Here is a 25,415-nt window from a genome sequence, read left to right on the forward strand (position 1 = left end):
GGAAACTACCGCGTCGGCCGCGAATCCACCGGGACGGTCGACAAGGGAGCACCCAACCGCGGCCTGATCACGTACTTCCACGAAGCGTACCCCGCCCCGCCCAGGATCACGAGCAGCAGGGCCGCCACCAGCCATCGCCCACGCATATTCGGGGGCCCTGGCACGCGGCTGCGCTTCACATTCTCCGCAAACTCAGCCAGATCCGGCTCTGGAGCTGGCCGGTCCGTTCCGCTGAACCGCTCCAGCCACTCCTCTTCCGGAAGGTTCAGAAACCGGCAGTAGCTTCGCACCATACCCCGGTTGAACACGCCCCCGGGCATGTTCTCCGCGTCGTCGGCCTCCAGCGCGCGAAGGTGTCGCGAAGACACCTTCGTGCCCTCCGCCACGGCTTCCAGCGTGATTCCGCGCCTCTCGCGCTCCAGTTGCAGATCCCTGCCGAACGACACGCGCCTCTCCGGCGAGTCGGGGAAGTGCCGTCGCCCTGCGTGACCCAACGCAGGGAGCGATTGCCGACTCGCTATCGATCTTGAATGATACGGCTCCGCATCATCTTAGCCCGTGTCTTCCACCTCTGCCCAGCGCACCCTCGCCCCGGGTGCCGGGGTGGGGTCCGCTGCCTCAAAGCCCCGGGGGGATATGTAAGGATGGAAGGGAATGCGTCTGCAATTTCCCACACGGGTTTCGATCCCAATGACGGTGCTCTTCGCGGGCACCCTGGTGGTCGTGCAGCAGTTTCAGCACACGGGCTTCGCCTTCAGCCTTCTCTTCTTCGGCTTTACCGTGGTCAGCGCGATCACCTTCAATGTCGCCGGCGGGATGTCCCGTCCTTCCGGCGCGTACGTGCTCTTCTTCGCTCTCCTGACCGTCATCGCTGCCGTCACGCTGAAGGCGCTGGTGGGCGAACCTGCGGACTCCAATCTTGAGGATCCGATGCTCACCATGTCCGTCTACACCGTCGGTTCGGTGTTGCTGCTGGGCACGGTGATCCTCGCGCGCCGCCTCACCGGCGAGGTCCACGGCCTTGGCAATCTCCTGGGCTGGCGGCAGGTCAACCTCACCTTCAGCGGATTGGGCTGCATTCTCGTAGGCCTCTTGATCTTTGTGCTGGACTTTGTCCCCCTCGGACTTCCAGCCTCGCTTCTCAGCGCCCTCAATCAGCTCAACGTCTTTCTTTCCCTGGGGCTCATCCTGGCCACGGTGGACGTGGTCTCCCGAAGCGGCGGACGCCGCAGCTTGAGCCCAATCTCCATCTTCGGATTTCTCTCCGCCTTCCTGATCGGCCTGGGGACGTTTTCCAAACAGGGTATGTTCACCCCGTTCCTGGCCTGGGGCATCGGCGCCGTTTACGGTGGGCTCAGGGTTCGCACGATCCACGTCGTGTCGGTGATCGTTTCGCTGTTCCTCATGTCCAGCGTCCTCACACCCATCTCGCAGGTAGGACGGACCCTCGCCGAGGACACCAGCCTCGTCCACCGCCTGGAGATCGCGTTCTCCCTGGCTGCCACGTTGCAGCAGACCCGTGAAACCGAGGACGAGGCCTACGAGGTCAGCGTTTCCCTCGAGGGCCACCACGGCTACTTCAACCGCAATCTCGGACTTGGAGACCGGCTCGCCATGTTCCAGATCGATGACGACCTGATCTCCTGGACAGCCCGCAATGAGCCGGTTGGCTACGCTCCCGTTGGGTACTACATCGAGAATCTGATCCCCCGCGTCTTCCTCCCGGGCAAGGGCGAAAACGAGATCAACTACAGCGGAAACTGGTACGCCCATCGCACCGGTGGCTTCCTCGGCTCAGAGGACGTGACCACGGGCATCTCGTTCGGGTTTCTCGGCGAGTGCTTCGCCATCGCCGGTTGGCAAGGTGTCTTTCTGCTCGCGCCACCTTTCTGGCTGGCGCTCTTCATCATTACGGACATCGTCGCAGGTAGCCTTCGATCGGGGCCCTGGGCACTTCTACCCATGCTCTACTTTGCCCATCTCGCCCCGGAGAGCCTCGTCGGCGGCCTCATCTGGTACTCATGGTACGGAAACATCAGCCTTTGCCTGGCAATCACCTTCTGCGTCTACGTAGCGCCCCTGCTCGGTAGCCTTATCGGGGCTCCGCTCGCAGGAGGCCGCGAATCCGGCAAGTATCAAAGCGCAGCCATCGGCAGCGCTGCAGCCAGCTGAGCTCGAGCTTTACCGCCGGCACCTCCGGCGCATGATGAAATTACGGAGACTATGAACAAACTGATTGTGGGCAACCTCGTGCACCGGCCCCTGCGTTCGATGATCTCGGCCTTTGCGGTAGCGATCGAAGTCGTGATGATCCTTTCCATCGCGGGCGTCATGTTCGGCATCCTCAACGGCAGCCGCACCCAGACCACCGGTATCGGCATGGACATGATCGTCCGCCCCGGCGCAGGTGGAACGCTGGCCAACCTCTCTGCTGCCGCAGCCGACATCCGCGTGGCCGATGTTCTCCGCGGCCTTCCCCACGTCCAGGTCGTCGCGCCCTCCAACATCAAGCTCACCGTCAGCAGCAATGTGGAGAACATCGCAGGCATCGACTTCGCGACCTACAACGCGTTGCGCCCCTTTGTCTTTCTCGAGGGCGGTCCCTTTCAGCAGCCCCTCGATGTCATCATTGACGACCTGCAGGCACGTTCCGGCAAGGGCACCAGGGTCGGTGACAAGATCAAGATCCTCGGCAAGGACTTCACCGTCTGCGGCATCGTCGAGCATGGCAAGGGCAGCCGCAAGTTCATCCCCCTCACCACCATGGATGACCTCGACGGCACTCCCAACAGGGCCGCCCTCTTTTACCTGAAGACGGAAGACTCGCCAAAGTTCCAGGAAGAGGTCCGCAAGGAGATCCTCGCCACGGACGGCCTCGGCGACTACCAGGTCCAGACCGCCGAAGAGTATCTCTCCATGCTCACCCCGGAGCACGTTCCGGCCTTCAACATCGGTCTCCGCGTCGTGATCGGTATTGCCGTCGTGATTGGCTTCCTCGTAATCTTCCAGTCCATGTACACAGCTGTGATGGAGCGAACCCGCGAGATCGGCATCCTCAAGTCCATGGGAGCCGGAAAGATCGACATCGTCTCCGTCGTCCTCCGCGAGACCGGCATCCTGGCCTCCGTGGGAGTCATCCTCGGCGTAGGGGCGACCTACGTCCTGCGTTCGGTGCTGCACAATCGCTTCCCGACGTTGAGCTTCCAGGTCACTCCGGGCTGGGTTGCCGGAGCTGTTTGTATCGCCATGTGCGGCGCCTTGCTGGGCGCGTTGTATCCCGCGGCAAAGGCTGCCGCGAAGGACCCGATCGACGCCCTCTCGTATGAGTAGAGTTCCCCAGCGGCCGCCATGGTCAACCCCGCGGCAGGCCTTGTCCTCGCAGCAGCTGGATCGCCTCTACACCGCCGTCATGGTGGCGCTGGGCCTCTGGCTCGCTGTGTGGCTTCTTCTTCCCTGGGACTCCCTGCATGACACCGCGCTTACCTACCTGCGCGTTGCCACGGATCTCGACGCCAATCGCAGCATCTGGGCTGGCGGGTCGGACTGGGGAACAGGCCGCCTGAGTCTTCTTTACGTGCCCCTGCTCATGCTGGTGCACAGCCTCTTCAACTACGCCGTCGCCCTGCGGGTGGTCTCGACGATCGGCTACGTCGTTCTCATCGCACGGCTGGCGCTGGGTCTCTCCGAGAGAGTGCGGCGCGCCGGTCCGCTGACGCTGCTGCTTTCGGTCCTCGCCGTCGCAGTCCTCTGCACCCCGGCGGCGGTCTTCTGGCTCAACGACGGCACCGAGACCTCCTTCGGGCTTCTCATCGTGCTCATGATCGTGATGCGCACCCGCCGCGTGATGCGCCACGGCACCAGCAGCAGCTGGCCGCTCGCCTTCTGGTGCGTGGCCGCTGTCCTCCTTCGGGTCGAGATGTTCTACGGCGCCATGGCGGTCTGTATCATGCTTTCGCTGTGGGCTACGGATGAGGTCGGGGGCAAACCCGCTCGGTCTCGCCGCAGCGCCGTCGCCACCCCCTGGCAGACGCCTCTGATCGCCGGCGTCTGCGCTCTCGCCGCCTTGATCATCCTCAGGCTCGTCCTGCAGATCGGCCTCCCTCTGCACGCCACCCTGTGGCCCGTCTCCTGGGGCTGGGCTGCCGTCTCAGCATGGCTCTCGCTCCTCGAGGCTCGCAGCTTCGGCTGGGGCCTGCTCGCGCTCTGGATCGTCTCGGCGGCGCTTCTCTACCGCATCCCTCACCGCGTCAAGGTAGCGCGCGTGGCCAACCTGCTCCCCATCTTTGTTTTGCTGACGCTGATCCTCCGCGGAGAGCAGATCTCCTTCGCCGCAGAGCTCGCCTGGCCCATCCTCTTCGCGATCCTCTGGAACATCCTCGAGATCTCCACCGCCGAGCGCGATCAGACCGTCGCGGCGCCTCTCGTGGTTCAAGGAGCCATCGCAGCGTTCTCCCTCGTCCTGCTGCTCGGCGTTTCGCTGCCCTGGGAAGGCCCCCTGGTCCTCCGCGCCATGCACTCTCGCCGCGACCAGCTCCGCCTCATGCAGGAGCATCCGCTCGGCCTCCTCGTCGGCCTCCACGGTATCGCCGACGACCCCGGGGCTGTCGGTTACTTCACCCTCGCTCCCATCTGTAATCCAGGGCGTCCCATGGGTGCCCGCATGGCGCCGGACGACTACCCGGAGCGCCTTCACGCCTGCGTCGCTGCCCGCCCCGACTTCGCCTTCCTCGACCAGCGCCAGGTCAACGACCTCGCGCTCCAGATGGATCTCTCCGCCTGGTCCATCTGCCAGTCCTTCGATGTGCAGGGTCTCAGCACCCACGACCAGCACTTCCTCGTAGCATCCCCGAACGCAACCGAGCGCGTCTGCCTGGCCTCCCATGGCCTCGCCGTGCCGCTGGCGTCGATGCTCCCGCCGCCTGAGCACGCCACCGACGTCGATTCCATCCAGTAGCCCATAAGGTTCCCCCGTCGGTTTTCTTGGATCGGGCCGCCGAAGTTCCTATAATGACGCTTCATAAGGCCCTCTAAGACATCTCCCCGGGAGGCCATCCATCGCCTGGCCGTCCGCTGGCGTCCAATCGTTTCAGTTTTGCCCTGACCTATCTGCATGGGGGTCGGGCGCATGCGGCAACACCCCCTGCGAGGAAGATGGCGGACGAGCTCGGACAATCCACGGAGCATCGGCGTACCCAAAGCTCCGCTTTCCGGTGGCAGCTCTCCACGGTCCTGAGCGGCCTGATGCTCGTCGTCGCGGCCATCTTCTTTGCGCTGCACTTCGTCCATCTCGCGGCCGACTTCCCCAACCACTCGCCCTGGGTCGACTGGTCCAAGTACACCGATGAGGGCTGGTACGGCGACGCCGCCGCCCGCAAGATGCTCTTCGGCAACTGGTACTTCGCCGGAGACTTCAACCCCGCCGTCGCTCTCCCCGTCTGGCCCCTGCTGGAGTTCGCCCTCTTCAAGGCCACCGGCGTCAGCATCGTGGCCGCGCGCGCACTCACGCTCTGCGTCTTCGCGCTGGGCATCGCTGGCTTTTACGTCCTCATCTGCAAGTTCACCCGCCCGCGCAGTGAAGGCTCGGGTCGGCCCCTCGCCGCTGCCATTACGGTGTTGCTGCTCTGCGTCAGCCCGTACTTCTTCGTCTTCGAGCGGCTAGCAATCCTCGAGCCCCTGGTCGTCACGCTCACCGTCTGGGCGCTCATCGCCGCGGCGCACCTGCACCCGCCTCACCTCCGGCCCTGGAAGAACTGGCTTCCGTCCATCGCTCTGGGGCTGCTGCTGGTCGGCATGATCCTCACCAAGACGACTGCGCTCTTCCTCGTGCCGGCGGTCGCCTACATGGTGTGGTCGCGCGCAGGGTATCGTCTCCGCCCCGCACTCAAGCTGGCCGCACTCCCGGGGGGCCTGGCACTCGGTCTCTGGCTCGCCTACTTTGTCCTGCTGGTGCGGCCGCACTACCTCGCCGACTTCCACTACCTCTTCTCGGCCAACGGCTACACCGGCATCATGCTCGATCCCCTGGAGAAGGTCGTCCTCAACACCCTGACCGACGGCATGTGGATGGGCCCGGTGCTCTATCCCGCCTTCTTCGTCGTACTGGGGCTTTCGCTCTTCTGGCGGCCGAGGCTCTTTGCAAATCCCGCGTTCGTCGCTCTGCTGCTGTGGGCCGGCGGATACTTCGCGTTCCTCGGCTATCACAACAACCTGCAGCCCCGGTACTACACCGTCGTCGCCGCTCCGCTCACGGCTATCGTCGCCCTCGGTATCGACGCCTTCCGGCAGGCCTCGGCCCGTCGCGCCGATATCCTCGGAGGCATCCTTGCCGCCTGCGCGGTTCTCGCCATCGCAGTGCCCGACGCCATCCAGCAGATCGGCTACGTCCTGCACCCCGAGTACACCCTGCTTCACGCCGCTCAGGAGGTCAGGAGCGTCGTGCTGTCCGATCCCTCGCACCCGGAGCTCATCCTCTCCATCTCCGGGTCGGACATCACCATGATGACCGGCCTCAGGTCCATCGACGATGACTTCGGCACCATGGAACTCGTCGATCGCGTCAAGGCCTACCGTCCCGGCTGGTACGTGGCCTGGAACGAGCTCGACGACGACAAGATGGACGCCCTCTCCACGATCTACCGCATCCAGCGCGTCGCTGCGTTCCCGGCCATGGACGATCCCGACCGCAACCTGCTCATCGTCTATCGCCTCGACCCGAAGGACGCCACGCCGCCCGTCAAGGGCCGCCGCCGGCCTCTGCCCAAAGCCCTCCGCACCAGGCTGGGACAGCAGCCCAGCGTCGACCAGCTGGAACACTAGGCCGTATCGACAGATAGAGCCCCGGAGTGTTTCATTTCGACCGGAGCAGTACGGCTTGATCGGCCTGCGCAGTGGAGAAACCCGCAGCTCGCCATCGTTCGTGCACCGCAGGCATCCCGACGGGTGTGCAGTGATCTTGCCGCGGATTCGCTCGCTTCAAGGTTAGAGTGTCTTGAGAGTCTCTAAGCCTGAGGGGGAGCATGACCGGAACGCAGACATTGGCTGCGCGTGGAGCGTTGGGAGTCATCGGAGCCACCGCGACCGTCCTCGCTGGTCGCTACAGGCTGCTTCCCTCGGCGCAGAGAGTGAGCTGGAATCGCATCTTCCTGCTGCTCTTTGGCCTGTCCCGGCTCCTCGTCTTCGGCCTCCTGTTCGGTGTCCTCCACGTCGATCCGCGGGGTGATATCCCGGCCTACTACTTCCCGGAAGCAACCCGCATCCTCGCCGGCCAGCGCCCCTATCTCGACTTCGTAACCAGCTACGCCCCGCTGCATGCTTATCTTGACGCCGCGGCGCTGCGCCTGCACAACGCACCGCACTCGATCATCCTGCTCGCCATCGCCTTTGAGCTCGCTCTGATGGCCGTGTGGAGCGCCATCCCCGAGCGCTATCTTGGCGAAGACCTCCGCCGGCAGGCGCTCACGTTGTATCTCGTCAATCCGCTCAGCGTCCTCTTCGTCACCGTGGACGGCCAGGACAACGTGCTGATCGCCCTCTTTTTTGCGCTCGCCGTCTACGTGCTGCTCAAGCAGAAGACCGCGCTCTCAGGCGTGGCCTTCGCGCTTTCCGTCTGCGCGGTAAAGTTTCTCGCGCTGCTCTATGTCCCGCTCTTCATCGTTGTGGTGCGCCGCTGGTGGCTCTGGGCACTCACTTTCGTTGCGACGATGACCGCGGTCTACGGCGTCTTCATCGCCGTCGGAGCCAACGTGCTCATCCCGCTTGGCGTCGAAGGTGACTATCGCGGCGCAGGTTGCATCCCGTTCGTCATCGAGACCTTCCTCGGCCGCCTGCTGCGCAGCGCCATTTGGGACGCCCTTACCGCTCTCGCCGTCATCGCCGTGGCTGGCGCACTCTTCGTCTTTGCCCAGCGTGCGTTGCGTGGCGTCGACGCCGAGCGGACTCGCAGCGCCCAGCTCTTCCTGCTCGTGCACGGAGCCACTGCCGTCACCATGGCCGTCCTTCTGCTCTCCAAGAAGTCCTGGTCCACCTACGTGCTGCTGGCGCTCTACCCCATCTGCCTCACTGTGCTGCAGTCGAAGCGCATCTACACCTGGGGCTTCGCGGTCTTTCTCTTCGTCGCTGCAGTCGAGCACAGCTTCTGGTCCTCCATCCTCGGCCAGCCCACCGCGGTCGAGCTCCATGCGCTCCTGCTGAAGGGCAACCGCAACGCGCTCGAGCTGATGGTGCTGGAGATTCTTCTGCTCGCCGGCTATGCCATGCTGCTGGGACTCTCACTCCGCCGTCTTACAGAACTCGGCCAGCGTGTTGCACGACATACCGTCGGACAACCCATCGAGGTCCGAGGATAGCCCGTTTGGGCCATTCTGGTACCCAGCAGTACCGCCTTTGATATATGGAAGACCTGGGTAACTCAATCGCTGAATAGCGACTATCGTCACCAGCAATCAGCCAACGGTGTCCGTGTTGGAGTCATGCACCCCTTGCGTGTACTCCATGCAAGCCCATTGGAACCTTAGGAGGCAATAATCATGCGCCTTCTGTACCGTGCGAATTGTTTGTCAAATGTTTGCCCAAAGGTAACAATGGACCCAACCCTCCCCGCGCTCTAAGTTCTCGGGCCTCGTCGTATCGATTTGGGGGCATCTCCAGTGATTGGGTTCATGTTGAGCTTTCCCCGGGTCACGGCTGGTCATCTTGCATTGAGCTTCGCCGCCCTCTTCATGGGTGCAGCGGATGGACAGCAAACCCGCGCGGAACTTTCACTCAACGGCCAGGTGGTGGACCCGAGCGGTGCGCGGGTGCCGCATGCCGCCATCTCCATTCTCGGCGCCTCCGTTCACATCGATACCGAGACGAACGATCTCGGTGAGTTCAGCGTCAGGCTCCAGGATGGCGACTACGACGTCATCGTCGAAGCGACGGGCTTCCGGCGGGTCAAGACCGAAGTGGGCCACGTTCAGCTTGAGGCCGGGCACAACCTCGGCATCCGTCTCGCCATCGCGACCAAGGACGAGCACATCGAGGTTGACCGCGACGGCAGCAGCACATCCTCCGGCGACAACCTGTCTGCCACGGTCATCGGGGAGCGCGAGCTGATGTCGCTCTCCGACGACGAGAACACGTTTCAGAAGCAGCTCCTCGCCATGGCTGGATCGCTCGGCAACTCTCCCAGCGTGTACGTCGATGGCTTTACGGGCGGAAAGATTCCGCCCAAGAGCTCCATCCTCAGCGTACGGATCAACCACGATCCCTACTCAGCGCAATACGACGCCCTGGGCTTCGGGCGCATCGAGATCGAATCCAAGGCCGGCGGCCCCAGACTGCACGGTTCTGTCGGCGTCGGCGGAACCCAGCAGGCACTCAACGCGCAGGATCCCTTCTCCCCATCGCCGCAGCCCGCGTACTACGTGCTCAACACCGATGCGAGCCTCAGCGGCCCCGTTGACCACAAGAGCACCTTCTTCGCGAGCGGCGTCTACAACGATCAGCAGAACAACGCCGCGGTGAACGCCCTCATCCCCACGCTCTTCTCGACGGCGGTGCCCAACCCGCAGAAGACCTCCTCGGCAACGGTGCGCGGCGATCGCCAGTTCAGCCAGCGCAGCATGCTCACGATGCGTTATCAGCTGGACCGCGTCACGCTCACCAATGGAGGCGTCGGCCAGCTCGTGCTTCCGTCCGAAGGTCACGCCAGCACGTCCACCAACCAGACCCTGCAGTTCACCCACGAGAGCATTGCGAACGCCCGCATCGTCAACCAGGCCCGCTTTGAATACATCCGCACCCGGCTCGATCAACGCCCCGAGCAGACGGCCAGCGGTCCCTGCACCACGGCGCAGATCGCCTCCTGTACCGTCATCGTGCAGGGCTCCTTCGCCGGCGGTGGCGATCCGGCTGGCGTTCTGAACGACCATCGCGACCATCTCGAAGGCGAGGACTTTCTCTCGATCGAACTGAGCTCGCACTTTCTGCGCACCGGCGTCCGCTATCGCTGGACCCGCGAATCCAACACCTCGACCGCCGCCTTCAACGGTCAGTTCGTCTTCACCTCGCTGGCGAACTACGCCGCCGCGCTGCCTGCACAGTTCAACCTGACGACAGGCGATCCCGCTGCCTCGGCTGCCACAGGAGACCTCGGCATCTACGCCGAGGACGAATGGAAGGCCCGGAAGGACCTCACCATCAACTACGGCGTCCGTATCGAATCCCAGACCGGCATCCCGGATCACTTCAACGTCGCACCGCGCGCGGGCCTCGCCTGGGCTCCGAAGCACGGACTGTCCAAGACCCCGGTCCTCACCCTGCGCGGGGGAGCCGGCGTCTTCTTCAATCGCTTCGAGGTCGAAAACCTTCTCACTGCGGAACACCAGAATGGCGTCCGCGAGCAGAGCGGCTACGTCACTGACCCGGCCACGCTGAACAAGCTCTACGAGTACGGCTTTACCTCGGCCTCTCTCGGCGCCGCCCAGCCCATGGTCTATCGCGTCGACCCGAACCTCAAGGTCTCCCATGAGCTCATCGCTACGGTCTCGGCTGAGCGCCGCTTCAGCCACTACGCCTCCGTGACCGCAACGTACCTCTGGGCTCGCGGCATCCATGAATACCTGTCCATCAATGCCAACGCTCCTGAGCCCGGCACCGGGGTCCGCCCGTACGGCGGAACGACAGACATCTACGAGTTCACAGGGCGGGGCATCGAGAAGGATCAGGCCGGCATGGTCAACTGGCGAATCACACCTACGCCGAAGGTGATGATCTACGGCCTCTACGTTAACCAGAGCAAGCAGGGCAGCGCCCAGCATGCCACGGACTTCGCCTCCAACTCCTACAACGTCAGCCAGGACTTTGGCCGCGAAGCCGTCCGCCGCCACCAACTCTTCAGCGGCGCGATGGTCACCCTGCCATGGGGTTTCTCGCTGAACGGCTACCTCTCGTGGCAGTCCGGCATGCCCTTCAACATCACCACTGGGACCGACCTCAACGGCGACACCATCTACAACGACCGCCCAACATTCGCCACCAGCGCGAGCCCCGCCGCCTCCGTCGTCGCCACCCGCTGGGGCACCTTCAACACCAGCCCCGTCGCCGGCGAAAGCGTCATCCCCGTGAACTACGGAACCGGTCCCGGCCTGCTCTACCTCTCCACCTCGATCACGCGCGCCTTCACCCTCGGCGGGCGCGTGGAAGGCAGCGGCAAGACCGCACACCGGCAGGGCGGAACGCAGCTCAGCTTTACCGCGGAAGCCGACAACCTCACCAACAACGTGAATGCGCTCCCCCCGGTCGGAGTGCTCAGTTCGTCGCTCTTCGGTCGCTCCCTGGCCCAGGACACGAGCTTTTCGTCGACCAGCGCCGCCAACCGTATCCTCTTCCTTCGCGCCAACTTCAGCTTCTAGCCTCGCGACATCCCACGCTGCGCTGGAATGGCCGTGGCTACAATTGGCTTAGGCCGTGCCGGCTTGCGTGAGACTCCCGCCCTCCGGTTGACGCCAACTCACATTTGGTCTACTCTGAAAGCTCGCGCAGTCCTGCGCATTCGTCTCCGTGCGTCCGCAGCTTAGGCGTCGAGGAGGCGAAAGCCGTCGGGACACCGTGGTGAGTCACCGGGGCAGACGCCGTTCTCTCCTCAGCCAGATGCAGCCGGGAAACTGGCGCAGGGCAGGGAAATAACTGCAGGGCAACCGAATCCTCACTCCCCAGCACCCAGCTTCATGGGTCTCTGTGCGCAATTTGCTGTGAACGACGGCTTTCGGGTCGCGGGCATCGTGCTCGCCGCCTGGCAGCCGCATAACGGTTGTTTAGAGCCCAGATAGTCTTCGCGCTTCAAGCCGGGCTCGGCGAGACGAAGACGGCAGAACGAAGGAGTATCAACAGTGAACCTGAACGAGACCACCACGATTCCCAGCGTGCAGAACGTTGAGCGGAAGTGGTTTGTGCTGGATGCCTCGGGTAAGACCCTCGGCCGCCTGGCTTCGGTCGCCGCAAGCGTCCTCGCCGGCAAGCGCAACCCCCTCTACACGCCCTACATGGACATGGGAGATCACATCATTGTGATCAACGCCGAGAAGATCCACCTCACCGGCATGAAGGCCGGCCAGAAGATGTACCGCCGCTACACGGGCTTCCCCGGTGGCCTGCGTGAAGAGAGCTTCGTCAAGCTCCTCGCCCGCCGCCCCGAGAAGATCCTCGAAGAGGCCATCAAGGGCATGCTCCCCAAGACCAAGCTCGGCCGCCAGATGGCCACCAAGCTCAAGGTCTACAAGGGTGCGGATCACCCCCACCACGCTCAGCAGCCCAAGGCGCTCGAGCTGGCGTAGAGGCCAGGGTTTAGGTTTCAGGGTCCAGACCACGGGATCCGGCAGGTAGGCAACATCTCGCCGATTCAGGCGACCAACAGATTTCTGAGCCCTGGGCCCTGAGCCCTCGGCCCTGAGGGATTCAAATGGCGGAATTCGTACAGTATTACGGAACGGGCCGACGCAAGAGCGCGATCGCGCGCGTCTTCCTTCGCCCGGGTTCGGGCAAGTTCACAGTCAACGGCAAGCAGTTCGAAGAGTACTTCGTGACCCCGGCGCAGCGCGTCGCGGCCAAGACCCCCTTCGGCATCCCCGAGATCAACGAGACCTTTGACGTCTTCACCACCGTCAAGGGCGGCGGCGTCAACGGCCAGGCCGATGCCGTCAAGCTCGGTATCGCCCGCGCGCTCATGGAGTTCAACATCGAGCTCCGCAAGGCCCTCAAGGCCGGCGGCATGGTTACCCGTGACGCTCGCGGCAAGGAACGCAAGAAGTACGGCCAGAAGGGCGCTCGCGCTCGGTTCCAGTTCTCGAAGCGCTAATCCGCTTCGCGGTTGTTGGGTTTTGGATGTTGGGTGTTGGGTCTACTGACCTGACACCCAACACCGAAAAACCAAAACCGCTTCACCTCCGCATCACCCGCCGGCACCTCGCCGTCGGCCCGTAGTAAATCTCCCAACCCCGCGCCCCAAAGGGCGCAACCGGGATCAATCGTCTGTCGCCGAGGCCGTCATCCTTTCTGACGCCGGCCGGGAACACAGACAGCGATGCCCAGACAGGAGCCATCATGGCCAGCATCACAATGAAGGAGCTGCTCGAAGCAGGCGTACACTTCGGGCATCAGACCAAGCGCTGGAACCCCAAGATGAAGGAATACATCTTCGGCGAGCGCAACGGCATTTACATCATCGACCTCCAGAAGACCTTGAAGATGTTCAAGGAAGCTTCCAAGTACGTCACCGACCTCACCTCCTCGGGCAAGGTCATCCTCTTCGTCGGCACCAAGCGCCAGGCGCAGGATGCCGTCGCCGAAGAGGCCAAGCGTGCGGGTATGCCCTACATCAACTCCCGCTGGCTCGGCGGCCTGCTCACCAACTGGGTCACCTGCCAGAAGTCCGTCAAGCGCCTCGCGGAGCTCGACGAGATGGCAGTCGACGGCCGGTACGAGCTCCTCACCAAGAAGGAAGTCATCAAGCTCGAGCGCGAGCGCAAGGCTCTCTCGACCTCCCTCTCGGGCATCAAGAACATGCGCCGCCTGCCGGACGCCATCTTCGTCGTTGACTCCAACAACGAAGCCATCGCCGTCTCCGAGGCCCGCAAGCTCGGTATCCCGGTCGTCGCTGTGGTCGACACCAACTGCGATCCCACCGTGGTCGACTACGTCATCCCCGGTAACGACGACGCCCTCCGCGCCATCCGCCTCTTCACCACCAAGATCGCCGACGCGGCCTTCGAGGGAACGCAGATGATCTCGGACAAGGCCTTCACCGAGGAGTTCGCCGACGTCACCCCCGCCGGTCTGCCTGCGCACATGCTGGTGGACGAGGATGAGACCGTCGCCGAGGTTCACGAGTCGGCCGGCATCGCCGAGGCTTCCACCGAGGACATTCCGGAAGAGAACATCGACCTCAACGCAGTCCTTGGCGGCGGAATCCGCAAGGCTCCCGTTGCCATCGAAGCTCTCGAAGAGCCCACCGCCAATGACCTCGAGCAGGTCATCTCCGCGTAAGCCACACCGTTTGATCTACTTCGGGGGCGCGGCGCCAGAGCTCTTCTGCTCCAGCTCCGCGCCCCTTTTCACGCGCCTCACACACAGGCGAGAAAGAATGGAACTATGTCCACCACTGAAACCGTGAAGATCAGCGCTGCCCAGGTCAAGGAACTCCGTGAGAAGTCCGGCGCTCCCATGGGCGACTGCAAGAAGGCCCTCGAAGAAGCCAGGGGCGATATGGAAAACGCCTTCGTCGTGCTGCGCAAGCGCGGCATGGCCTCGGCTGCCAAGAAGGCAAGCCGCACCACCAACGAGGGCGCAGTCGGAACCTACATCCACGCCGGCGGCAAGATCGGCGTCATGCTCGAACTCAACTGCGAGTCCGACTTCGTAGCCCGCACCGACGACTTCCAGACCCTCCTCAAGGACATCGCGATGCACATCGCCGCGGTTGATCCCCGCTTCGTCGGCAAGGACGAAGTCACGCCCGAGGACATCGAGAAGGAAAAGGAGATCTACCGCGCGCAGGCTGCTGCCTCCGGCAAGCCCGCCAACATCATCGAGAAGATGCTCGAAGGCAAGATGAGCAAGTTCTACGAGGAAGTCTGCCTGCTCGAGCAGCCCTTCATCAAGGAACAGTCCCTCACCATCCAGCAGCTCATCGCCCAGAAGATCGCCAAGATGGGCGAGAACATCTCCGTAAAGCGCTTCGCCCGTTTCAAGGTAGGCGACCCCAACTTCACCGTAGCCGCCGCGAAGGTAGTAGCCCCGACCGAAGCTGCCGAGTAACAACCTCCATCATCAGCAGAAACACGAAGCCCGGGCCATTGGCCGGGCTTTTCGTGTTTGCCTCCTCCGAATAGTCGAAGTCTCCTAAAGGAGCTTGGGCACGATATAGACACCACTCGTGACGAGGAGCGCAATGTTCACGCCTACCGCGATACTGATCAAGCAGTGGTAAGCGGTGAAGCTCTTCAGGCGATGGCGCATTGTGAAATAGCTGATCATGCTGGCTGTCGCATAGCTCGTAAGGAACCAAGCGGCAGGTCCGGTGAAGCGGCCCGCGACCGCAAATTCTACCGTTGCAAGGATCGGCATGAGTGAGTCGGCAAGCCTCGGATTCTTCATGATGACGCCTCCTGTGATCTTCAGTTGATTCTGCTCGACCACGATTCCGAGGCTCGCATCTGGGAGCAAAGATGCATAGTTTCTTCCTCATCTCCCGAAAAGATTCGACACACCGACCATCGACGGAGCCTTTTCCGAGGCTGTGAACTGAGAAGAGCCGGCCTCGATTCGTTTGGGAGCGTTCCTTTCTCTATTGAGGAAAAGAAATAGATGTGAGAGATTCTCAAGATGCTTCGGAGAGTTCGAAAGAGTGACATCCAAGAGCTTCGCGCTCAAATAGTTGAATGGGAATTCACTAAAGAAGTGCGCGCCGCCCTCAAGTGCGATGTAGAGGCTGGCAAGCTCCGAATTCCGAGAGACGCACGCGGAAACACAAGCGCGGCTCAAAAGGAAACAACTGAGAACACGAGGAGCATCTCTAAGGCCGTTCCGGATGATTTCCCTCAGCGGCAGAGACAGATATTGGGAATCCTCTTCGATAACTACATTGAGAACCCTTCCCTTCCAAAGGTGTATGGAATTAGGGACTTCAAACTGGTCGATGAGGTCAAGCGTGGTGAGGGGAGCGGGAAGGATCGCGACAATCGGAAGCCGTTCCAGCAGATGGCCTCGAATCTGAGGGCGGTGCTGTGTTGCTACGGCCACCTCAACTTTGGCGACATTTACGCTCTGCGCCTTGAGGAGCCGACAAGCGACCATTTGCGACTGATAATCGCTACGTCATCGTTTGCTCCGGAAGCAGACGACGTCGAACTGTTCTGGCCGCTTAGCAAAGAGCGACAGTATCTAGAAGTAGTTTGTTCATCTCCCATATTTGTCCGGCACAAGCAAACTGGAGCGCTGATACGCGATACGAAGACCGACCTTGGAGCCGACCAGATTGAAAGAATCGTAGAACTGTCGGCTGGAGTAGATGAAAGTGCACGGCGGAAGATAGGAAAGCCTCAGATACTTAAGAAGGATCTAGCGGAAGGACCCTCGTTCGTCGCCGCGCCTCTATTTGAGGCTTACGTCAGGATTGCGGAGTATCTCTCAAGTGTGGGCTACGGCTCAAGAGCGTCGCGAGTCCATGACAAGGCCACATACCATAGCTTGCCTGAGGTTACGAACTACCATCGGCTCTTTTTGTTGAGCCCCGCAGTGAATACCACACTCCTCCAGCAGCTCCTGCAAGATCGCCCAATCAGGACCTCACAAGATGGAGACTATAGGCCGTGCAGCTTCGTCTACCGGCGAATGCCTTCGACGTGGTCGCTAATCTATGGAGACGTGCCGTCTGCCCCATTTGAAGACGACACTGATGCCAAGATGCTTTTCCCCGAGCACCACCTGCCACTCCGAACGCAATCGGAGCATCTTGTGAAGTATGTAGTCGTCTCAAGAAGCTCAACCAAAGACTGTACGGTGGTCGCCGGAAATGGAGTGGCGGTAGACCACGTGATGAAGTGCTTGCTAGACGGAAGCGAACTCGACCGGCTACTGCCGGTCGAAATTCGAACTAAATCGGACTTCCAGACCCTGATTCGCGTTTTGGCTGACCAAGACCTAACCGAAAAGGGGGCCGCCCCAAGAAAGATGACTGTGATGAATTCCGAGTCGATCCTTCACGTCGTTCGGAAATGAGACCGTAGGGAGGGGCGTACACCGGGTGGCCCATGCCCAGTTGTTCCATTACCTCCTCTCACAAATCTCACCTTCCCATGAGTCATTCTCCCCGCGTTTCACGCGATCTAAGCAGCCACCCTTGCGCGCCAATCTGCAAGAGCACGCCGCCGCGAAGGTTTTGGAAGCATTCCCAGGAGAAACTCATGAGAAACCCCATCGGACGTCTATTGCTTCTCTCTGCCGTGGCCCTCTCGCCCGGCCTCGCGTCCACCTCCGCGCACGCCGACACCATCGGCGGAGCCAACGGGACCTACACCTACGTCTTCGGCCTGCCCAACGGTGCGAGCTTCACGCTGGTCCACACCCCCGACCTCGGCAACCCCAACGGCACGACCCTCTCCGCAACGCCCAGCGGCAACCCCACCGGCGACGTGACCTACTCCTTCGACAACTACAGCGGCGTCGGCGACAACGCCACCTGGACCGAGATTGAGGTGCAGTGGACAGCGCAGGACGTTGTAACCCCGAACCAGACCGACTACTACGCCTACACCTTCACCGAGCTCGATTCCTTCTGGGCGCAGACCTCCTTCGGAGGCGCGCTGCCCACCGATGGCCCCGTCTATAACGGGATGCAGTTCTACGACGACATCAACGGCCCGCAGTTCGGCCCCGTCGCGACCGGAGCCTACTACGGCACCTATAGCGGCGCCACGCAGCTCGATCCCGTCTGCAGCGGCTGCACGCTAGAAACTACCTTCGTCGCCGCGACCCCGGAACCCTCATCGCTAGCGCTCCTAGCCACCGGCGGAGCCGCAATCCTCGGTTTCTTCGGCGTCTCGCGCCGCCGCCGCATTCCGCAGGATGCTTCGGGAAAACTCTTGATCGATGTGCAAGGGCGGAAGGGCACGACTTCCGTCGTGCCGTAAGGCCTGCACCCATCAGGCAGCCGGCTCTTCCTCCATCCCTGATGGGAAGCGCCGCAGACTTTCTCGCGGGAACCTGGCGTATCTTCCCTCCCCACTAACTACAATGGAAATAGGAGGTATCTCGCCCTGCCTACGGTGCGCACAAAGCGGCGGGGAGATACCACTCACGAACCCCTATCGGATCAATATTTTGGCGATACCCGGGGGGAGGGGAGCACCCCGTCCAGCCGCCGCGCCGCCAGCGCCAGCACGATCACCACGCACGCCAGCCCCGCGCTGAGCCACGGCAGCTGCGCATAGCCCAGCCCCCTGGTCAGCGCCAGCCCGCCGAGGCTTGCGCCCAGCGCGTTGCCAAAGTTGAACGCGCTCTGGTTCAGCGTGCTGGCCAGGTTCGCGCTGTGGGCCTTCTCCACGATGCGTGGCTGGAACGGGCCCGCCGCAGCGAAGTGCACCAGCCCCCACACGAACACCGCGATCACCGCCGGAATCGCCCTGCCCATCGCGAACGGCATCGCCGCGAAGCACACCGCCAGCATCGCGAACCCGCCCAGCACCGACGGCAGCTGCTTCCAGTCCGAGAGCCAGCCGCCGAGCGTGTTGCCGATCGTGATGCCAAGCCCGAACAGGACCAAGACCCACGTCACGGTATGCGGAGACAGGTGCGTCACCTCCTCCAGCATCGGAGCAATGTAAGTCAGCACGCAAAACATCGAGACCGAGCTGACCGTGCTCATCGCCAGCACCAGCTGCACGGGAGCTGTAAGGACACTGCGAAGCTCGGTCATCAGGTGCAGCGGCTCCGGCTTCTGATGCGGCACCCACTTCACCAGCAGCACCGCCGCAATCAGCCCAATCGGCGCCAGCGCAAAGAAGCTCGCGCGCCAACCAAACGCCAGCCCCAGCGCGGTACCCGCAGGAACGCCAAGAATATTCGCCACCGTAAGTCCTGTAAACATCAGCGCGATCGCCTGCGCGCGCTCGTTCTTCGGAACAAGTTGCGTCGCCAGCACCGAGCCAATGCCGAAGAACGATCCATGCGCCAGCGCCGTAAGGATGCGAGCCGCGAGCAGCAAGCCAAAGCTCGGCGCGAGCCCGCACAACGTGTTGCCCACGATGAACAGCCCCAGCAGGATCAGCAACGCACGCTTGCGATCCATGTGGCTCAGCGCCAGCGCGACCACAGGCGATCCCATCGTGACGCTCAGCGCATACCCCGACACCAGCAGCCCCGCCCGCGGTATGCTCACGTGGAAGTCCGAGGCCAGCTGCGGCAGCAGCCCCATGATGATGAACTCGGTGGTGCCAATGCCAAAGGCCGCAGCCGTCAGCGCCAGGATCGGTTTGCGCATACTCTCCAGTATCGCGGAGATGGTGGACGCCTGCACGATCTTTGGGAGGCGATGGCGCCGATCACGAGTCCAGCTTCGATGCTCCTGGCCGGCTGTGGAGGTACAGCACTCCCATCATGACGATCGCAAGGATCCAGCAATAGAACTGTGTCCGCACAATACGCGGCGTGAAGCCGCCGATATGGAAGGGGTGCGGTCCCAGGGCCGCCCAGACGCGCACGTTGAGCACCTCGACGACAACGATCACCGCAGCCAGCCACAGTCGCAGTCGAGTGGAGATCTTCGGCGAGAAGGCGGAATCGGCCATGATCAAACACGGGATCACGAGCAGCGCGCCATAGTGTGACCAGGAGAGTGGAGCAAAGACCGTGGAGGCTGCAATGGCTAACGCTGCTCCGTAAGAGGTTGGATTGCAGGAGGGCTTCGACCGGAAGTCCATGAACCCGCCGATCAGGCAGGCTGCAGCCATCAGGCCAGTGGAGAGTTGCTTCAGCCACACAGGCAAAGGCAACATCCGCCACCGCAGCAGTTCCTCCTGGGGATAGTGAGGTCCCATCCACCACGCTGCGAGTGACTGGTTGTTGTAAGAGACAAAGACGGTGTTCGATATCGTGCGCACTGTCTGGACGAACTCTCGTGTTACGGGATGCCCGACGAGCAGCAGGGTCGCGCCCCACAGCATCAGCAAGCACGCGACAAAGCAAGAGGCAGCACGCCATTGTCTCCTCGCAAGCCAATAGAGGAGGAGAAATCCCGGGGTGATCTTGATAACCGTCGCGATGGAGAGTAAAAGCCCTGCAGGTAGGGCATTCCTCCAGGCGGGCCGGATCGGCGCGTAGTTTGCATCCACGAGCAGTAGTGCGGCCAGGGCCATGCAGGCGACCACAATGTGCGTCTGGCCAAGCTTCAGAGAATAGCGAAACGGATCCCAACTGGCGAGGAGGATGCAGGCCAGCAGCATTGGGCCGGGAGCCAGGAATCGTGGCGCCCACCGGGAGGCAATCATCCAAAGAATGGCCGCGGAGGCCACCAGCGAGAGTACCGTAACCACATGAGCTAACCAGAGATAACTGTGCCGCGTGCAGACTGGCTCCAGGGCCCACGCGAGCAGCGGTGTCTGAACGAATGGCGCCGGCGAATACGCGTAGCCTAACCGATGCCACTCCGAGAGCCACACAGGATCGGTGACGTTGAACTGGCCCGGGTCGAGTACGTACAAGTGGTCCGCTCGGCCAGTGGCGAGGAATCGAGCCGCAAGGTACTCCGGCGCAAGATCGGAGAACCCACTATTCCAGGAGAGATAGCTGCAGATACAGATGAAGCCCAGCAGGAGCAGTACTGTCAGGAAGAGATTCCTGCCGCGTGTCTGCCCGCGAGGTCCCTCGCCGGACGTGATGGAAGTTCCGGCCGGCGGTGAGTTTTCTGCGGTCCCGGGGGCATTCAAAGCCTCTGGATTCATGCGAAATATTATGCCTCATGGCGCGGGAGCTGGACAGTACGGTGCGTCGCCGCTATTCCTCCGAGGCCAGAATCTTCTTGGAACTTTGTATCTCCCTGGGTTATGCTCGTGGAGCTGAACGCGAGGCTTTGAGCCCTGCGACGGCATGAGGAAGCGATGCGCCTAGATACATTCCAAATCGCGAAATTGTTTGTGCCGCGGTATCCGCGCGCGCTGCATACCTCTTCCCGATCGTGGGATTCGGCAACGCGGGAGGCGTCCTAAGTAACGACTTAGCACGATTCCGAGTGATACCTCACGAGCCTGGGCGACAGCCTGGGCTTTTCTATTTGCCTGCAACGCGATTTGCGCGAAGCTTGCAACCCAACCCGGCCGGATACGGTTTCAACCAACCGTCCAGCCAGAAAGGAATTACATAGCAATGAAGATGATTGACGAAATACCTGTATTCGGAGAACACGAGGCCAACACGCTGGAGCAGGCGCGTATGTGTGCGCGTCATGCGGACCGCTTCGCCCTGATGGCCGACGGCCACCTTGGTTACGGCGTGCCCATCGGCGGCGTGATCGCGAGCGAGTCGCGCATCTCGCCCACCGCAGTAGGCTTCGATATCGCGTGCGGTAACAAGGCGGTGCGTCTCGATATGCCGGGCGGCGAGCTGCGCGCGAATATCCATCGCCTGATGGAAGAGATCTTCCGTACGCTAAGCTTCGGTGTCGGCCGGAAGAACGCGGAGCGCGTCGAGCACAAGCTCTTCGCATATGACGAGAGCATGGGTAACGCGCATGATGGCTGGAACACGGAAGCTGCGAAGCCGCTGAAGCGCAAGGCGGAAGCGCAGCTTGGCACCATCGGTTCTGGCAACCACTATGTCGATCTCTTCACCGATGAACAGGATCGCGTGTGGGTCGGTGTGCACTTCGGTTCGCGTGGTCTCGGCCATGGCATTGCGACGTGGTTCCTCAAGGCTGCGGGAGCGAAGGATGGGATGATGGTCGATCCTGTCTTCCTCGATGTCGAGAGCGATCTCGGCGCGCAGTACATCGCTGCGATGCAGCTGGGCGGAGCGTACGCGTATGCGGGCCGCGACTGGGTGTGCGAGCGCGTAGCTCGCTTGCTCGGTGCGCCGGTGATGGAGGAGGTGCATAACCACCACAACTTCGCGTGGCTCGAAGAGCACGAGGGTCGCAAGCTGTGGGTGTGCCGCAAGGGGGCGACGCCTGCATTTCCGGGGCAGCGTGGCTTCGTCGGCGGAACGATGGGCGAGCAGTCGGTGATTCTCGAAGGCGTAGCGCCGGATGAGAGCACTGAGGAGGGCCGCATCGTGGCTGCGTCGCAGCGTGCTTCGTTGTACTCGACCGTGCACGGTGCTGGCCGAGTCATGGGCCGCAAGCAGGCTGCGGGCGTCTACGATCGCAAGACCGGAGCTTGCAAGCGCGAGGGCCTCGTAAAGCCGGAGATGATGCACGAGTGGATGACCCGCTCGAACGTGGTGCTGAAGGGTGGCGGGCTGGATGAGTCGCCGCACTGCTACAAGCGCCTGAACGAGGTACTGGCGTCACATGCGGGAACCATCCGCGTGCTGCACACGCTCACCCCGGTGGGCGTGGCGATGGCCGGAGCGAACGAGTTCGATCCCTACAAGGATTGATCTTGTGCGCTTCCTCAACAATGCGACATGGCCGTCCGGAAGTCCTCCGGACGGCCATGTCGCTGTCTTGAACCAATGAAAAATGTGATCGAGTTTCGGGCTTCGAGTTTCGGGCTTCGAGTACTCATAGCTTCAGTAACTCGTACATAACAGGAATCACTCGCTCGAATGGTGCATCGCATTGTGGTGCGGCATATCGTCCGGCATCATCTTATCGGTGGCCATCTGCATACCGGCCATCTGCTTCTTCATGTCGGTTAGCCATGCGGCGGCTTCGGCCCGAGTTACTTCGCGCCCATCGGGCAGGCGGGCGTTACCGTCGGCCAGGAGAAAGGGCATGTTACAGCCGAACTTCTTCATTGTCGCAACCACAGTGGAGTTCACGGTGCCTGCGTAGCAGGTCAGCGACGACTGCTTTGTGGTGATCGCGGCCCCGCTTGAGGTGATGGGCAGAACGTAGTGGTACGCGCCTGAAGGGAACTCGGGCGTCGCGCTGGTGATGCCATTGCAGGCATCGAGCGTGGTGGGATCGACGATGCTGCCGTTCACGTCGCGGCCGCCATAGATGGGGAAGCCATCGAGCGCGATGCCGATGATGTGCGACGGGCCGGTCGCTCCGTCCACGGTGGTCGTCCAGCAGGTGGGGACGGCGTGATAGTGCCAGGTCGAACCGGAGTTAGCGCCCATGCCTCCGGCAGCGTGCGAGTTGCACTGGTCGATGAAGGACGCTGTGTAACTCACACCACCGGAGGTGAAGGTGTAAGACGCGTTGTCTGCCATCGCGACCACTCCTGTGGCCTCGTAAGGATCGAAGATGGCTTCGCCCGAGGTCATGATCCCGATGGGGCCGTTACTCGTGGCCGTGGTGGATGTGGCCTTCGTTGGGCAGATATTGAAGGTCGCGGAGACCTTGTTCACCGTGGAGATACCTGAGGTCGCGTAGGCTGCAACGGCGAGCTGAATCCCAGAGGCAGTGGTCGCGACGACGGTCTGGCTGCCCGTGGCGGGCGTGAGATAGTACGTGTTGTGGAACGGCGGAATGCCGCTGCTGGTGACGGTCATGCTGCAGTTCGAGGTGAAGGCGACGGTCACTCCCGAGGCCCACGTCACAGCCTGATAGGCGGCCGCGTAGGTGTTGGTGGTCGATGTGGTGGAATTGCCGGTGGAGGTTGTGCTGCTGGCGGCAGTGACGGCCGAGCTACAGCTTCCCAGGGGGAGAAGCGACAGCGGGAGAACGAGGCAAGCGGCGAGACGAGGAGTGTTCATGGGACCGACCTGGAGGAGCTGAGTGAGCATCTGGGCCCGACCATGACGGCCTGCGTTGCGCGACGTCGACCGATGCAATGGACGCCGCTCATGACAAAACGGTTTACATGCGTCTGAAGATTTGCGGGATTCTCTCTGAAAAGCTGAAACACTTATGCATCGTGGCAAGTCATTTCCTTAGATTCCGGGTTAGGACGGGAAAAGAGTCTTCTATGCAGAATCTCCTGTGGTCGTCCTTGGTGTGTCTTTCGGTGATGGGTGTGAGCCCGGCGTGGGCGCAGAGCCAGTCTGCGCCCATGAGCGGAGCTCCCAGTGGGTCTCCGGCATCGCCGGTTCCTCCTCAGCAAGGTGGAGGCATGACGCCTTCGCAGCCGGGGCAGGTGACGCCGCAGAGCGCGGCGAACACGATTCGTACGTACTCGACGGTGGTCGTGCTCGATGGCGTGGCGCTCGATGCGAAGGGGAATCCGGTTCTCGACCTGAAGGCGGACGATTTCAAGATCACGGAGGACGACGCCCCCCAGACGATCCGAAGGTTCGAGGTTCCGGGCCGCACGATGCCGCCCGCCAATGTGGACATTGAGTCCACGGCGGATCTGGATCGCCTGGCTCCGGAAGCTCCGGTGAACATCGTTCTGCTGGACGAGTTCAACACGCACTTCGAGGACATGGCCTTCGCGCGCTACAGCCTGAAGAAGTGGCTCGAGAAGCAGCCGGGCAAGCTTGACGAGCCGACGATGCTGATCGCGGTGAGCATCGACAAGTTCCAGGTGCTGCGCGACTACACGCAGGACAAGCAACAGATCATCTCCGCGCTCGACCACCACTTTGCGGCGAACCCGTGGCAGTCGCACAGTTTCAGCTGGGTGCCGGAACGCTTCTCGACCGCGTTCATCACGCTGATGCGTGTTGCCGAAGCCAGCTCCGGGCATCCGGGCCATAAGGACATGATCTGGCTGGGGCGTGGCTTTCCGAACATCAACCTGCAGAACGCGGGTGTGGATGGCGAACGCCAGGTGCACAACGCGGTGCAGCGCACGGTGAATCAGCTGCGCGATGCCCGCGTGACGCTGTACACCATCGATCCGGCCGGGTTGCAGATCGATCCCGGGAGTTACGGAAACTTCGCGGGAACCTTCTCGCCGTTTGGGGGCGAACCTAACTTCGAAGCGCTGTCGGTGGCGACGGGTGGCCGCCCGATTCACGGCCGCAACGATGTGGACGCCATGATTGGAACCGCCATCCGCGATGGTGCGAGCTTGTACTCGATGAGTTACAGGCCGACGAACAATACCTACGACCCGCAGAAGTTCCGCCGGATCAAGGTGGTCGTTGACAGGCCGGGAGTCACCTTTGTGACGCGGCAGGGATACTATCCGCAGGGTGGCCCGGCGCGGCCGACCCAGGATGGCCGCGTCGGCCGCCAACTGGCGACGGAGCTGGTCAGCGCGAGCGCGAGCAACATGGTCTACGACGCTGTACCGTTCGTCCTGGCGATCGCTCCCGAAGATGTGCACCAGTGGATGGTGACGGTGATGCCCAAGGGCCTCGCCTGGTACTTCGGTACGGCAGACCAGCCGCGGTCGACACGGCTGCTGGTTACGGTGACGACCTTCGATAAGAAGAACAAGCTGCTGAAGACCGAAGGCAAGCGGATGGAGTTCAAGGCCCCGATGACTGCTCCAGCGCGGGGCCGCTATGAGTCGGGGGTGCGCTTTCCGTACAAGCTCGAGCCTGATCCCAAGGCCGTTCGGGCCCGGATGGTGGTGCGTGTGGAGGCTACCGGGCACATGGGTTCGGCAGATTTCCCGCTTACTGTCGGAACGACTGTCAGCTCGGATGGACAGAATCCCACAGTCAACGCGACGCCTGCGAACACTCCACCACAGACGACGGCGCCACCGGCGGCTCAGCCGGGTGATCCTGCTCCGGCGGCCTCGCCGACCCCACCGCCACCGGCCCAGTGATTCGCGCTGAACTTGCTGCACCTCCCCGAGCCGGGGAGGTGCAGAGTTTGCCGCTGG

General features: G+C 62.3%; 19 protein-coding genes. 14 read left to right on the plus strand and 5 right to left on the minus strand.

Going from position 1 to position 25,415, the window contains the following annotated elements; all coding sequences use genetic code 11:
* Positions 1 to 5 precede the first annotated feature (5 nt).
* Positions 6 to 446, minus strand: coding sequence for a helix-turn-helix domain-containing protein (locus tag C4S68_RS14960; RefSeq protein ID WP_160115174.1), 441 nt, complete (start codon positions 444 to 446; stop codon positions 6 to 8).
* Between the two features lie 208 nt (positions 447 to 654).
* Here C4S68_RS14960 and C4S68_RS14965 point away from each other — a divergent pair, with 208 nt between their 5' ends.
* The 10 genes from C4S68_RS14965 (at position 655) to tsf (ending at position 14,793) form a co-directional block, all read left to right on the plus strand.
* A complete protein-coding gene (locus C4S68_RS14965; protein ID WP_146072161.1) occupies positions 655 to 2,172 on the plus strand; it encodes a hypothetical protein in 1,518 nt (505 codons plus the stop codon).
* Positions 2,173 to 2,223: 51 nt separating this feature from the next.
* Complete coding sequence (locus tag C4S68_RS14970) at positions 2,224 to 3,330, plus strand: ABC transporter permease (protein ID WP_103933888.1); 1,107 nt, start codon at positions 2,224 to 2,226, stop codon at positions 3,328 to 3,330.
* Positions 3,323 to 4,954, plus strand: a complete 1,632-nt coding sequence (locus tag C4S68_RS14975; protein WP_146072162.1) for a DUF2339 domain-containing protein — start codon at positions 3,323 to 3,325, stop codon at positions 4,952 to 4,954. The genes C4S68_RS14970 and C4S68_RS14975 overlap by 8 nt, the downstream gene beginning before the upstream one ends.
* Positions 4,955 to 5,151: 197 nt before the next feature.
* Positions 5,152 to 6,816 carry an ArnT family glycosyltransferase gene (locus C4S68_RS14980; RefSeq protein ID WP_146072163.1) on the plus strand — a complete coding sequence of 555 codons (1,665 nt, stop codon included), beginning with the start codon at positions 5,152 to 5,154 and terminating at the stop codon, positions 6,814 to 6,816.
* Positions 6,817 to 7,016: 200 nt separating this feature from the next.
* The gene (locus C4S68_RS14985; RefSeq protein WP_103933890.1) at positions 7,017 to 8,345 is read left to right on the plus strand and encodes a hypothetical protein; all 1,329 of its coding nucleotides are present in this window, start codon (positions 7,017 to 7,019) and stop codon (positions 8,343 to 8,345) included.
* A 312-nt stretch (positions 8,346 to 8,657) separates the two neighbouring features.
* On the plus strand, positions 8,658 to 11,393 hold the full coding sequence (locus C4S68_RS14990; protein ID WP_103933891.1) for a TonB-dependent receptor: 2,736 nt from the start codon (positions 8,658 to 8,660) through the stop codon (positions 11,391 to 11,393).
* A 477-nt stretch (positions 11,394 to 11,870) separates the two neighbouring features.
* On the plus strand, positions 11,871 to 12,314 hold the full coding sequence (rplM, locus tag C4S68_RS14995) for a 50S ribosomal protein L13 (RefSeq protein ID WP_235011619.1): 444 nt from the start codon (positions 11,871 to 11,873) through the stop codon (positions 12,312 to 12,314).
* 125 nt (positions 12,315 to 12,439) lie between these two features.
* Positions 12,440 to 12,835 (plus strand): 30S ribosomal protein S9, encoded by a 396-nt coding sequence (gene rpsI, locus C4S68_RS15000; RefSeq protein ID WP_103933892.1) that lies wholly within the window; start codon positions 12,440 to 12,442, stop codon positions 12,833 to 12,835.
* A gap of 245 nt (positions 12,836 to 13,080) precedes the next feature.
* Positions 13,081 to 14,022 (plus strand): 30S ribosomal protein S2, encoded by a 942-nt coding sequence (gene rpsB / locus C4S68_RS15005; RefSeq protein WP_103933893.1) that lies wholly within the window; start codon positions 13,081 to 13,083, stop codon positions 14,020 to 14,022.
* A 105-nt stretch (positions 14,023 to 14,127) separates the two neighbouring features.
* Entirely contained in the window at positions 14,128 to 14,793 is a 666-nt protein-coding gene (gene tsf, locus C4S68_RS15010; protein ID WP_103933894.1) for a translation elongation factor Ts, read from the plus strand.
* Positions 14,794 to 14,877: 84 nt separating this feature from the next.
* Here the strand turns inward: tsf and C4S68_RS15015 are convergent, their stop codons facing one another.
* Positions 14,878 to 15,132, minus strand: a complete 255-nt coding sequence (locus C4S68_RS15015; RefSeq protein WP_146072164.1) for a hypothetical protein — start codon at positions 15,130 to 15,132, stop codon at positions 14,878 to 14,880.
* A gap of 303 nt (positions 15,133 to 15,435) precedes the next feature.
* Here C4S68_RS15015 and C4S68_RS15020 point away from each other — a divergent pair, with 303 nt between their 5' ends.
* Entirely contained in the window at positions 15,436 to 16,755 is a 1,320-nt protein-coding gene (locus C4S68_RS15020; protein WP_146072165.1) for a hypothetical protein, read from the plus strand.
* A gap of 185 nt (positions 16,756 to 16,940) precedes the next feature.
* Positions 16,941 to 17,666 carry a PEP-CTERM sorting domain-containing protein gene (locus C4S68_RS15025; RefSeq protein WP_160115175.1) on the plus strand — a complete coding sequence of 242 codons (726 nt, stop codon included), beginning with the start codon at positions 16,941 to 16,943 and terminating at the stop codon, positions 17,664 to 17,666.
* A gap of 182 nt (positions 17,667 to 17,848) precedes the next feature.
* On the opposite strand, the gene C4S68_RS15030 is transcribed toward C4S68_RS15025, so the two are convergent.
* Both C4S68_RS15030 and C4S68_RS15035 read right to left on the minus strand, forming a co-directional pair.
* Positions 17,849 to 19,015: an MFS transporter gene (locus tag C4S68_RS15030; protein WP_103933898.1), complete on the minus strand. Its 1,167-nt coding sequence runs from the start codon at positions 19,013 to 19,015 to the stop codon at positions 17,849 to 17,851.
* Positions 19,016 to 19,076: 61 nt separating this feature from the next.
* Positions 19,077 to 20,474, minus strand: coding sequence for a glycosyltransferase family 87 protein (locus C4S68_RS15035; RefSeq protein WP_103933899.1), 1,398 nt, complete (start codon positions 20,472 to 20,474; stop codon positions 19,077 to 19,079).
* A gap of 421 nt (positions 20,475 to 20,895) precedes the next feature.
* Here C4S68_RS15035 and C4S68_RS15040 point away from each other — a divergent pair, with 421 nt between their 5' ends.
* Entirely contained in the window at positions 20,896 to 22,125 is a 1,230-nt protein-coding gene (locus C4S68_RS15040) for an RtcB family protein (protein WP_103933900.1), read from the plus strand.
* 156 nt (positions 22,126 to 22,281) lie between these two features.
* Here the strand turns inward: C4S68_RS15040 and C4S68_RS15045 are convergent, their stop codons facing one another.
* Entirely contained in the window at positions 22,282 to 23,391 is a 1,110-nt protein-coding gene (locus C4S68_RS15045) for a YHYH protein (protein ID WP_146072166.1), read from the minus strand.
* Positions 23,392 to 23,603: 212 nt separating this feature from the next.
* Between C4S68_RS15045 and C4S68_RS15050 the strand changes: the two genes are divergently transcribed.
* Entirely contained in the window at positions 23,604 to 25,358 is a 1,755-nt protein-coding gene (locus tag C4S68_RS15050) for a VWA domain-containing protein (RefSeq protein ID WP_160115176.1), read from the plus strand.
* The last annotated feature ends 57 nt before the right edge of the window (positions 25,359 to 25,415 follow it).

It is taken from the genome of Bryocella elongata, from assembly GCF_900108185.1.
In the GTDB taxonomy this organism is placed as follows: Bacteria; Acidobacteriota; Terriglobia; order Terriglobales; family Acidobacteriaceae; genus Granulicella; species Granulicella elongata.

Excerpts from the sequence above, each read along its gene's own strand:
- C4S68_RS14965 (WP_146072161.1), top strand. The coding sequence starts at position 655 with ATGCGTCTGCAATTTCCCACACGGGTTTCGATCCCAATGACGGTGCTC.
- C4S68_RS14970 (WP_103933888.1), top strand. The coding sequence starts at position 2,224 with ATGAACAAACTGATTGTGGGCAACCTCGTGCACCGGCCCCTGCGTTCG.
- C4S68_RS14975 (WP_146072162.1), top strand. The coding sequence starts at position 3,323 with ATGAGTAGAGTTCCCCAGCGGCCGCCATGGTCAACCCCGCGGCAGGCC.
- C4S68_RS14980 (WP_146072163.1), top strand. The coding sequence starts at position 5,152 with ATGGCGGACGAGCTCGGACAATCCACGGAGCATCGGCGTACCCAAAGC.
- C4S68_RS14985 (WP_103933890.1), top strand. The coding sequence starts at position 7,017 with ATGACCGGAACGCAGACATTGGCTGCGCGTGGAGCGTTGGGAGTCATC.
- C4S68_RS14990 (WP_103933891.1), top strand. The coding sequence starts at position 8,658 with ATGTTGAGCTTTCCCCGGGTCACGGCTGGTCATCTTGCATTGAGCTTC.
- rpsI (WP_103933892.1), top strand. The coding sequence starts at position 12,440 with ATGGCGGAATTCGTACAGTATTACGGAACGGGCCGACGCAAGAGCGCG.
- rpsB (WP_103933893.1), top strand. The coding sequence starts at position 13,081 with ATGGCCAGCATCACAATGAAGGAGCTGCTCGAAGCAGGCGTACACTTC.
- tsf (WP_103933894.1), top strand. The coding sequence starts at position 14,128 with ATGTCCACCACTGAAACCGTGAAGATCAGCGCTGCCCAGGTCAAGGAA.
- C4S68_RS15015 (WP_146072164.1), bottom strand. The coding sequence starts at position 15,132 with ATGAAGAATCCGAGGCTTGCCGACTCACTCATGCCGATCCTTGCAACG.
- C4S68_RS15025 (WP_160115175.1), top strand. The coding sequence starts at position 16,941 with ATGAGAAACCCCATCGGACGTCTATTGCTTCTCTCTGCCGTGGCCCTC.
- C4S68_RS15030 (WP_103933898.1), bottom strand. The coding sequence starts at position 19,015 with ATGCGCAAACCGATCCTGGCGCTGACGGCTGCGGCCTTTGGCATTGGC.
- C4S68_RS15035 (WP_103933899.1), bottom strand. The coding sequence starts at position 20,474 with ATGAATCCAGAGGCTTTGAATGCCCCCGGGACCGCAGAAAACTCACCG.
- C4S68_RS15040 (WP_103933900.1), top strand. The coding sequence starts at position 20,896 with ATGAAGATGATTGACGAAATACCTGTATTCGGAGAACACGAGGCCAAC.
- C4S68_RS15045 (WP_146072166.1), bottom strand. The coding sequence starts at position 23,391 with ATGAACACTCCTCGTCTCGCCGCTTGCCTCGTTCTCCCGCTGTCGCTT.
- C4S68_RS15050 (WP_160115176.1), top strand. The coding sequence starts at position 23,604 with ATGCAGAATCTCCTGTGGTCGTCCTTGGTGTGTCTTTCGGTGATGGGT.